This window comes from Dactylosporangium sp. NPDC005572, assembly GCF_040605515.1.
GTDB lineage: Bacteria > Actinomycetota > Actinomycetes > Mycobacteriales > Micromonosporaceae > Dactylosporangium.
The window spans coordinates 90,810-100,036 of record NZ_JBEXCY010000022.1 but is presented as its reverse complement, the minus strand read 5'-3'; the positions used below and the strand labels follow the sequence as shown (position 1 = coordinate 100,036).

The window sequence follows — 9,227 nt, the reverse complement described above, 5'->3', positions numbered from 1 at the left end:
GCCCGGGTCAGCAGGGCGTCCACGGCCGCGTGCCCGTCGGGCCCGAGCGAGCTCGTGAACTCGTTGACGTAGAGCTTGATGTGCTGGTCGACGACGTCCTGCTCCATCTCCTGGGCGTGCTCCAGCACGTACTGCCGGCTCGCCGCCGGGTCGGCCCAGGCCTGCCGCACCGACTCCTTGATCCAGGCCGTCGCCTGCTCCGGGTCGACCCGGTCCCGGTGGGCGATGATCGCCCCGAGCGGGATCGGCAGCCCGGTGTCGGTCTCCCACCACTCACCGAGGTCGGCGAGCGCGTGCAGCCCATACCGCTGGAACGTGAACCGCGCCTCGTGGATCACCAGCCCGGCGTCGAACTTCCCCGCCGCCACCGCCGGCATGATCTCCGCGAACGGCACCACCTCGACGCTGGCCGGCGGCTCCCCGGCCGACCAGAGGCGCATCAGCAGATACGCGGTCGTGCGGTCCCCCGGCACCGCGACCCGCCGCCCGGCGAGACTCGTGATGGACTGGTCCTTGACGAGCACGAGCGGCCCGCACCCGCGCCCGAGGGCGCCACCGCAGGGCAGCAGCGTGTACTGGTCGAGCAGCCAGGGCAGCGCCGCGTAGCTGACCTTCACGAGGTCGAACTCCCCACGCAACGCCGCCGTGTTCGTGACGTCGACGTCGGCGTAGGTGACGTCGAACCGCGGCGCCCCGGGCACCTGCCCATGCGCGAGCGCATGAAAGACGAAGGTGTCATTGGGGCACGGCGAGAAAGCGAGCGAAAGCGTCACAAGTCCCGAATCTAGCCCTCACCGCCGCGTCCGCGACCCGACTGCCGAATCCCCACCTGTGACCCTCGCAACTCCACGACCGCCCAGGCCTTGATCAATCCGTAGCACTGCTCATTCACCACCCGCCGAGGCAGCTCCATGATCAAGGGAAACTCCTGGTAGCCATGGCAGCCAAATGCTTCCCACGATCATGGACACGCTGCGGAAGCGACGCCTGCCCACGCGGGCAAGACGGCAAATCCTCCGAGTCGCGGCCGCGAGGGCACGAACTGAGGTGTGGCGAACTCCTCCGCCCCGGCAGCTCGACCGGCGAGCGACCGACACGGGTAAGCAGGCCACACCGAACCAGGGCGACGCTCGGTGGTGGCGACCACGCCAGGCGAGCACGCCACTCCGGACCAGGGCAACGATGCCCGACGGGGGCGACCGTGCCAGGCGACCGTGCCACACCGGACCGGGGCCAGGACGGCCGGAGGAACGCGCGGCAAGCAAGTCGGCGGCCTGACCCGGCAGGGTGGCGAAGGGTCGCGAGCCGCACGGGCGAGCGACACGGGCGAGCGGGCCACGCCGAACCGAGGCCGGGGTCGCCGGGCGGAGCGCGCGGCGGGTCAGCGGCCGGAGAGCGTCGCGAAGGCGTCGCGAAGGGTTTCCAGGGCCTGGGGGATGCGCCAGGCGGCGCGGTCGCGGGGGCCCACCGCGTTGGAGATCGTGCGGAGCTCGCCGAAGGCCGTGGCAGGCCACAGGCGGGCCGCGGTGGCCACGCCGAAGCCCTCCATGGCCTCGGCGACCGCGTCCGGGTGGCGCTTCTCGATCGTCTCCTTGGTCGCGGCGGTGCCCGTGACCGTCGAGACGGTCAGGACCGGGCCGCCGATCGCCTCCGGGAAGGTCACTCGTAACGCGCGCAGCAGGGCCGGGTCGGCCTCGTGGCGTGCCGTGCCGAAGCCCAGCTCGTCGACGCTCTGAAAGCCGTCGGGGCCGGCCGCGCCCAGGTCGGCGGCGATCGACTCGGTCGCGACGACCAGGCCGCCGATCTCCACCCGGCCGGCGAAGCCGCCCGCGATGCCGGCCGACAGGACCAGGTCGAACGGCGCGCCGGCGTGCACGGCGGTAGTCAGGAACTGGCTGGTCACGGCGCCCGCGGCGGCCGGGCCGACGCCCGCGGCGGCGACCACCACCGGGGCGCCCGCCTCCAGCGCGTCGGGCGGCTGCGACTCGAGGCCCAGCCCGGCGAGCACCGCGCCCCGCTCAGCCTCGACGGCCGTGATGACCAGCGTCCGCCCGTACCCCAGCACGTCCCTCATCGGTCCTCGTCCTCCAGCCGGGCGGTCGGGTCGGTGCCCGACGGCCGGTACAGCGTGTAGCCCGGCGGCGCCACCCGCGTCGCCTCGTCCTCGACCTCGACGTCGGCCGCCGGCATCTTGCGCGTCTGGGCGGTGGCCGGAGGCGGCAGTTCGTCGGACAGCCGCCGGGTCCGCCGCCAGCCGAACCGCCGCTTCTCCTGCGCGGCCGGTTTCTCCTGGACCGGCGTCATCTTCCGCGTGGCGCCAGCCGCGGGCCGCGGCACGGTCGTCGCGTCGGAGTCCGCCGCCCGAGACGCCCGCGATGCCTGCGACGGCGGCGCACCGGCCCCGGACCCAGCGAATCTGGCCCCGGACCCGGTCCCGGCAGTGCTCCCAGCCCTGGTCCCAGCGGACGCGGACCCAGTGGTCCCAGCGCCGCCGGCCCCAGCGGTGTTCCTGGCCCCGGTCCCGGCGGACCCTGATCCGCTCCAAGCGCCCTCGGTCCCGGACGTGGTCCCAGCCCCGGCGCCGGCACCCGGCCCGGTGGGCGCGGTCCCGGCCGTCTGCGTCGTCTCGGAATCGGTGGCATCAGCGTCGGGCGGCGCGCCGTGCAGGCGCTCCCGGCGCAGCACCACGGCGGAATACAGCGCGCGCACCGCGCCCACCGTCATGAAGCCGGCCGCGACGATCATGCCCCACTGGCCGCTGAACGGGATGAGGCCGATCGCTCCGCCCACCACCCACGCGACCATGAGCAGCGTCTCCGAGTGCGCGAACGCGCTCGCCCGCACCTTCTCGTCGACGCGCTCCTGGATCGAGGCGTCGACGGCCAGTTTGGCCAGGCCGCTGGCGATCGCCGTGACCAGGCACAGCAGGGCGACGGCGCCGAGCGAGTTGCGGTCGGCGGCGATGACCGCGACGAACGCGGCGAGCACGATGCCGATCGCCTGCAGCAGCGCCGGGCGGTGGATGCGCAGCCGGGTGCCGATCGCCGTGGCCAGGAACGAGCCGACCCCGAGGGCGCCGGCCACGACCACCACCGCGGCCTCGTCGGACAGCTCCCAGGCGGCGATCCGGACCGGGAGGGTGCCCTCCTTGATGGCGAACGCCAGGAACAGCGTCAGGAAGCCATACAGCGCCCGCAGCGTGGCACTGCCGAGCAGCGTGGCGATGACGACCGAGCCGGACAGCACCTTCGCACCGCGATACCCCTGGCGGCGCAGAATCCGCGGCATCTCCTCCGGCGGGTCGGAGTCGGCGCGGGGCGGGAGCCGCAGCGCGGTCACCATGCCCCAGAAGAAGACGACGATCGCCAGCCGCAGCGGCCACTCGGGCCCGAAGCGGCCGGCCAGCAGGCCGATCGGCAGGACGATGGCGCCGGCGAACGTGCCGAAGACCGACGCCCGGGCGCCCGCCTCGGACAGGCCCAGGCCGGCCGGGAGCACCCGCGGGACGGCGGCGCTGCGGGCCACGCCATAGGCCCGGGAGAGCACGAGCATGCCGAACGCCGCCGGATAGAGCGCCCAGCCGGTGAGGTGCTCGGAGATCAGGAACGCCAGGAACGCGCGGCCGAGCATCGTCGTGGCGAGCGCATAGCGCCGGCCGTGGCGGAAGCGGTCGAGCACCGGCCCGACCACCGGCGCCAGCAGCGCGAACGGCAGCATCGTCACGATCAGGTAGAGCGCGACGCGGTCGCGCGCCTGCCCCGCCGGCACCGAGAAGAAGATCGTGCCGGCCAGGCCCAGCGCGACCAGGGTGTCGCCCGCGCAGGACGCCGCGTGCAGGTCGAGCAGGCGCAGCATGCCGGTGCCGCCGCCGGCGCCCCGCTCACGGACGCGCAGCAGGTTGCGCCCGAGGAACCGGCCCGCCCGTGACGTGCCGACCGTGGCGACCCGTGCCGCGCGCACGGTGGTGACCACGGTCTGCGCCACGCCTCGAATCACCGACATGCCCCCATCCTGAACCATGGGTGCGACAAATTCGTGCCGCGTGTGAGGCTGGCGTGGCGATGAGGAACAATGGGGGTGTGACAGCCTCGACTGCCCCCGCCCGCGGAAGCGGCCGCGCCGCCAAGCCCGACCAGGTCTGCGCGGACGCGGTCGAGGTCGCCCGCCTCGGTCTGGACGTCGTCGATCCGGACCACGTCGGTGAGCACCTCGGCGTCGCTGCCGAGGGTGAGCGGCTCGTCACGCACTTCTTCGCCTGCGTCCTGCCGGGCTACCGGGGCTGGCGGTGGGCGGTCAGCGTCACCCGCATCCCGCGCAGCAAGCAGGTCACGATCTGCGAGTCGACCCTGCTGCCCGGCCCCGACGCGCTGCGCGCGCCCGAGTGGGTGCCGTGGCAGGAGCGACTCCAGCCGGGTGACCTGGGCGTCGGCGACCTGCTGCCGACCCCGCCCGACGACTCGCGCCTCGCACCCGGCTACGTGCAGTCCGACGACCCGGCGGTCGAGGAGACCAACCGGGAGCTCGGCCTCGGCCGGGTCCGCGTGATGTCCCGCGAGGGGCGCCTCGACGCCGCCCAGCGGTGGTATGACGGGGAGCGCGGGCCCAACGCGCCCATCTCGGTCGCCGCGCCGGCTTCGGCCCGCTGCAGCTCCTGCGGGTTCTACCTGCAGCTCGCCGGCTCGCTGCGCCAGGCGTTCGGGGTCTGCGGCAACGAGTACGCACCCGACGACGCCCAGGTCGTCTCGGCCGACCACGGCTGCGGCGCGCACTCCGAGGTGCTGGTCGAGCAGGTCCAGACGGTCGACGAGCTGCCGACGGTGTTCGACGACAGCGAGGTCGAGTCGGTGGCGGTGAGCCGGGCGCACGGGTCGGTCGACGAGGCCGAGCCCGCCGAGCCCTATGGGCACGGCTGAGGAGCGCCCCTCCCGCATCCCGGGCGCGGTCGTCTGGCAGAGGAGTCCGACGGGCCCGGGGCGCATCCTGCCCGACGGGTGCATGGACCTCATCCACATGGACGGCCGGCTGGTCGTCGCCGGCCCCGACACGGTCGCGCACCTCGCCGACCCGCCCGCCGGCCAGCGGCTCACCGCGATCCGGTTCGCGCCCGGCACGGCGGCCGGAATCCTGGGGATTCCGGCTGACGAACTGCGAGATCTCCGGGTACCACTGGATGATCTCTGGGGTGAAAAACGGGCCCGGCAGCTGGCCGAACGGCTCGCCGAGGCGCCCGACCGGGCGGCCGCCCTCGAAGCCGCGCTGATCGGCGTGGGCGACCCGGCGGAGGCCTGGATCGACTCGGTGACCGCGCGGCTGCGCGCCGGCGCACCCGTCGCGGCCGTCGCCAACGACGTGGGTTTCAGCGAGCGGCAGCTGCACCGGCGGAGCCTGACGGTGTTCGGCTACGGGCTGAAGACGCTCTCCCGCATCCTGCGCCTGAACCGGGCGCTGGACCTGGCCCGCGGCGGGATGGCGTTCGGCACCGTGGCGGCGACCTCCGGCTACGCCGACCAGGCCCACCTCGCGCGGGAGGTCAGGGCGCTGGCCGGCGCGCCGCTCACTGAGGTGCTGCGGTAGCGGCGTAGAGGTCGACGCTGTTGCCGTCGGGGTCACGGACACAGCAGTACCGCTGACCCCAGAACGCGTCCCAGGGCGCCTTGTGGCTCGTATATCCGGCCTGCACCAGCTCGTCGTGGAGGCGGTCGACCTCGCCGGGCGACGCACACTCGAACGCGAGGGCGATCCGGCCGTGCCCGGCCGGTGCGCTCCACTCCGGGTCGAAGGAGTGGATCGTAGCCTCCGTGTCCCACATGATCCGGGCGCCGCCCGGCAGGACGTGCTCGACATGCGGGTTGTCGTTCTCGCCCGGTGGGACGTCGAGGCCGAGCCGGCGGTAGAAGTCGAGCGACTTGGTCATGTCGGTGACGACGACGCCGATGACGTTGAGGTTGGGTGTCATGCCCCGACGCTACGACGCGGTCGGCTCGCCGGTCTTGAAGGAATCGGACGCCCTCCGCCGCCGCCGGTTGCGGTCGTGGACGACCATCGTGAGCAGGCCCGGGATGCCCCAGAGCGCCCCGGCGACGGCGATGCCGAACCAGGTGCCGTGCCCGTTGTCGGCCAACTCGTCCCGGAACGGGAGCATGACCAGGATCGCGACGATCCACAGGCCGATGCCGGCGACGGCGAACGGCACCATCGGCGGGTCGAGCGGCTTCGGCGGCGTGGTCACGCGCCCACGGTACCCCCGTGACCACCGACACAGGTCGTTAGCCATGCTCATTAGGTAAGCTAACGAACGTGATGGTTCGTGTTCCCAAAATCGCAGGCGCCCAGTTGGCTGCGGCGCTCCGGGACAGCATCACGCGACTCAACCGCCGGCTGCGCCAGGCTCGCCCGATCGGTGATCTCACGATCACCCAGCTCTCCGCGCTGACCAGCCTGGAGCTGCACGGGGCGCTGACCCCGCGCGAGCTCGCCGAGGCCGAGCGGGTCCAGCCGCCCACGCTGACCAAGATCGTCGCCAAGCTGGAGGACCGCGGGCTCGTCCAGCGCAGCCCGCACCCGACCGACGGCCGCCAGGTCATCCTGGCCGCCACCGAGACCGGCCGCGCCGTCGTCGCCGAGCACCGCCGTGCACGCGACGAGTGGCTCGCCAAGCAGCTCACGGCGCTCACCCCGGAGGAGCGGTCCATCCTGGCCCAGGCCGCCGAGATCCTGGGGCGGATCGGCCGCAGCGCATGACGACCTTCAGCTCGCTCAAGGTCCGCAACTATCGCCTCTTCTCCACCGGCCAACTGATCAAGCTGCTCGGCACGTGGATGCTCTTCACCGCGCAGGACTGGCTGGTCCTGCAGCTCTCGGGCAACAGCGCGAGCGCGCTCGGCGTGGTGACGGCGCTCCAGTTCACGCCGGTGCTGCTCCTCACGCTGTACGGCGGCCAGCTCGCCGACCGGTACGACAAACGCCGCCTGCTGCTGATCGCCAACGGCGCCGGGGCGCTGGTCGCGACCCTGCTCGGGGTGCTCGTCGTGTCCGGCGTGGTCACCCTCTGGTGGGTGTTCGTGACGGCCGGCCTGTTCGGCATGATCAGCGCGATCGAGACACCGGTCCGCCAGGCGTTCGTGTCCGAGCTGGTCGCGAAGGAGCTGCTGCCCAACGCGCTGTCGCTGTCGTCGGCCACGTTCAATACCGCCCGGGTCGTGGGGCCCGCGATCGCCGGCGTCGTCATCGCCCTGCTCGGCGACCGGACCGGCCCGATCTTCCTGCTCACCGCGCTGCTGAGCATCGCCCCGCTGGTCTCGCTCGCGCGGATGCGTTCTTCCGAGTTGTACCGCGTGGAGCGTGCGCCCGTCGCCGCCCGCGACGCGCGGACGGTCGACGGGCTGCGGTACGTCCGGGAGCGCCCCGACCTCAGCCTGGCCATCTTCCTGGTCCTGGTGATCGGCCTGTTCGGCTTCAACTTCCAGCTCACCCTGGCGGTGCTCGCGCGGGTCGAGTTCAAGGTCGACGCGCAGTACTTCGGCCTGCTCACCACCGCCATCGCGGTCGGCGCGCTGGCCGGCGCCCTGGCCAGCTCGCGCCGCCGGTCGCGCCCCTCGGTGTGGCTGGTGCTCGGCGCGGCCATCCTGTTCGGCGCCTTCGAGACGCTGGTCGGCTTCGCCCCGACCTTCATCGTCGCGGTCCTGCTCCTGCTGCCGACCGGCTTCTTCATGATCTACTTCGCGCAGGCCGCCAACCAGCGGGTCCAGCTCGGCACCGACGCCGCCTTCCGCGGCCGCGTCATGGCCCTCTACGTGCTGGTCTTCCTGGGCAGCACGCCGATCGGCTCGCTGGTCATCGGCTGGTGCGCCGAGCAGTTCGGCCCGCGCTCCGGCATCTGGGCGGGCGGCCTGATCTCGCTGCTCGTGACGCTGGTCGTGGCCGTCTTCCAGCTGCGCAAGACGGGCGGCAAGGTCCACGTCCACCTGCGCCCGCGCCCGCGCGTCCACGTGGTGCTGGAGCCGGTTCGCTGAAAAATGTCGTACCCCTGTGGTTGAGTCGCCGGCATGGAACGGTCACGTTTGCTGGAGTGCCTCGCCGACGACTACCTGCGGCTGCGCACCGTCGCGGGCCGGGATCTCGCGGCCCCGGTCCCGAGCTGCCCGGACTGGACGACCGCCGACCTGGTTCGCCACGTCGCGGAGGTCTATCTGCACAAGGCGATGACGATGCGCGCCGCCGCGTTCCCGGATCCCTGGCCGCCGGAGCACCTGGCCGCTGAGGAGCCGGTCGACCTGCTCGACCGGGCCTATGGCGAGCTGATCGACGAGTTCGCCCGCCGCTCCGACGGCGACGCGACCCCGACCTGGCACAAGCCCGACCAGACCGTGCGCTTCTGGATCCGCCGGATGGCCCAGGAGTCCGTCATCCACCGCATCGACGCCGAGCTGGCGCTGGAGGTCCAGGTCGCCCCGGTTCCGGACGACCTGGCCGTCGACGGCATCGACGAGGTGCTCAAGCTGTTCGTCGACTACGGCACCCACGCCTGGCCGGGCGAGTTCACCACGGCGCTGGGCGCGGCGAAGGGCCGCACGCTGGCCGTCCGGGTCACCGACGGCCGGGCCTGGCTGGTCCGCACCGACCCCGACGCCGTCACGGTGACCGACGCCGCGCCGTCCGCGCTGTCCGAGGCCGACGCGTTAGTCCGCGGCGCGCCGGCGCCGGTGCTGCGCTGGCTGTGGGCCCGAGAGTCGGTACCGACGGCCGATGCGCAACCGCCCGTCACGGTGGAAGGTGACGAGGAGGCCCTGAGGGAGTTCCGCTCGGTGCTGGTCGCGTCCACCCAGTAGCGGCCCCCATGGACCGGGCAGCGGGGCTGGGCCGGCGGCGACGAGGGGGCGCCGCCGACCGGGTCCCGCTGTCGCCGGGGCGGACGGCTCGCAGGCCAAGCCGGCGCTCGGGCGCGGCGGCTCACAGGGCAAGGCCGGCGCTGAGGCCGGGCGGGCAGTTCGCAGGGCCGAGCTGGCGCTCGGGAGGGGCGGAGCTGCTCGCAAGGCCGGGGCGGGACCGCTCGGTCCACCCTCCATTGCCACCGTCGACGCCGTGACGCTTTGACCTGCGCGTGGTCCGGGTCGGAGCGCTGAGCCCGAAGGACACCCGGTCGCGCCTGCCCCGGAGCCCGATTCCCGGGAGGGCAGACGCAACAGCGTGGTCGTTCGACCGGCTCGTCGGGCCAGGCCTCGTGTGGG

General features: G+C 73.3%; 9 protein-coding genes and 1 pseudogene. 5 read left to right on the top strand and 5 right to left on the bottom strand.

Annotated features, from left to right (window positions below; translation table 11 throughout):
- The 3 genes and pseudogenes from ABZS66_RS14415 to ABZS66_RS14405 form a co-directional block, all read right to left on the bottom strand.
- Window positions 1-773 (bottom strand): 1,4-dihydroxy-6-naphthoate synthase (locus tag ABZS66_RS14415; protein ID WP_354757574.1); only part of this gene is annotated, 773 nt, incomplete at its 3' end.
- A 608-nt stretch (window positions 774-1,381) separates the two neighbouring features.
- Complete coding sequence (locus ABZS66_RS14410; RefSeq protein WP_354757573.1) at window positions 1,382-2,074, bottom strand: futalosine hydrolase; 693 nt, start codon at window positions 2,072-2,074, stop codon at window positions 1,382-1,384.
- 488 nt (window positions 2,075-2,562) lie between these two features.
- Window positions 2,563-4,002 (bottom strand): annotated as a pseudogene (locus tag ABZS66_RS14405) (MFS transporter); the annotation flags it as partial.
- Window positions 4,003-4,061: 59 nt separating this feature from the next.
- Between ABZS66_RS14405 and ABZS66_RS14400 the strand changes: the two are divergent.
- A complete protein-coding gene (locus ABZS66_RS14400) occupies window positions 4,062-4,913 on the top strand; it encodes a DUF3027 domain-containing protein (protein ID WP_354757572.1) in 852 nt (283 codons plus the stop codon).
- Window positions 4,900-5,574 (top strand): helix-turn-helix domain-containing protein, encoded by a 675-nt coding sequence (locus ABZS66_RS14395; protein WP_354757571.1) that lies wholly within the window; start codon window positions 4,900-4,902, stop codon window positions 5,572-5,574. The genes ABZS66_RS14400 and ABZS66_RS14395 overlap by 14 nt, the downstream gene beginning before the upstream one ends.
- Here ABZS66_RS14395 and ABZS66_RS14390 read toward each other — a convergent pair.
- Complete coding sequence (locus tag ABZS66_RS14390; RefSeq protein WP_354757570.1) at window positions 5,555-5,956, bottom strand: VOC family protein; 402 nt, start codon at window positions 5,954-5,956, stop codon at window positions 5,555-5,557. The genes ABZS66_RS14395 and ABZS66_RS14390 overlap by 20 nt on opposite strands.
- Before the next feature lie 9 nt (window positions 5,957-5,965).
- Window positions 5,966-6,196, bottom strand: coding sequence for a DUF2530 domain-containing protein (locus ABZS66_RS14385; RefSeq protein ID WP_354757581.1), 231 nt, complete (start codon window positions 6,194-6,196; stop codon window positions 5,966-5,968).
- Between the two features lie 104 nt (window positions 6,197-6,300).
- Here ABZS66_RS14385 and ABZS66_RS14380 point away from each other — a divergent pair, with 104 nt between their 5' ends.
- From ABZS66_RS14380 to ABZS66_RS14370, 3 genes are read left to right on the top strand one after another with little or no spacing between them, the layout of a single operon-like run.
- Complete coding sequence (locus tag ABZS66_RS14380; RefSeq protein WP_354757580.1) at window positions 6,301-6,741, top strand: MarR family transcriptional regulator; 441 nt, start codon at window positions 6,301-6,303, stop codon at window positions 6,739-6,741.
- Complete coding sequence (locus ABZS66_RS14375) at window positions 6,738-8,012, top strand: MFS transporter (protein WP_354757569.1); 1,275 nt, start codon at window positions 6,738-6,740, stop codon at window positions 8,010-8,012. Before ABZS66_RS14380 ends, ABZS66_RS14375 begins: the two co-directional genes overlap by 4 nt.
- A gap of 33 nt (window positions 8,013-8,045) precedes the next feature.
- Window positions 8,046-8,828: a maleylpyruvate isomerase N-terminal domain-containing protein gene (locus ABZS66_RS14370; RefSeq protein ID WP_354757568.1), complete on the top strand. Its 783-nt coding sequence runs from the start codon at window positions 8,046-8,048 to the stop codon at window positions 8,826-8,828.
- The last annotated feature ends 399 nt before the right edge of the window (window positions 8,829-9,227 follow it).

What these genes read in the sequence shown, in the direction of transcription:
- ABZS66_RS14410 (WP_354757573.1), bottom strand. Translation starts at nt 2,074, where the DNA reads ATGAGGGACGTGCTGGGGTACGGGCGGACGCTGGTCATCACGGCCGTC.
- ABZS66_RS14400 (WP_354757572.1), top strand. Translation starts at nt 4,062, where the DNA reads ATGAGGAACAATGGGGGTGTGACAGCCTCGACTGCCCCCGCCCGCGGA.
- ABZS66_RS14395 (WP_354757571.1), top strand. Translation starts at nt 4,900, where the DNA reads ATGGGCACGGCTGAGGAGCGCCCCTCCCGCATCCCGGGCGCGGTCGTC.
- ABZS66_RS14390 (WP_354757570.1), bottom strand. Translation starts at nt 5,956, where the DNA reads ATGACACCCAACCTCAACGTCATCGGCGTCGTCGTCACCGACATGACC.
- ABZS66_RS14385 (WP_354757581.1), bottom strand. Translation starts at nt 6,196, where the DNA reads ATGGTGCCGTTCGCCGTCGCCGGCATCGGCCTGTGGATCGTCGCGATC.
- ABZS66_RS14380 (WP_354757580.1), top strand. Translation starts at nt 6,301, where the DNA reads ATGGTTCGTGTTCCCAAAATCGCAGGCGCCCAGTTGGCTGCGGCGCTC.
- ABZS66_RS14375 (WP_354757569.1), top strand. Translation starts at nt 6,738, where the DNA reads ATGACGACCTTCAGCTCGCTCAAGGTCCGCAACTATCGCCTCTTCTCC.
- ABZS66_RS14370 (WP_354757568.1), top strand. Translation starts at nt 8,046, where the DNA reads ATGGAACGGTCACGTTTGCTGGAGTGCCTCGCCGACGACTACCTGCGG.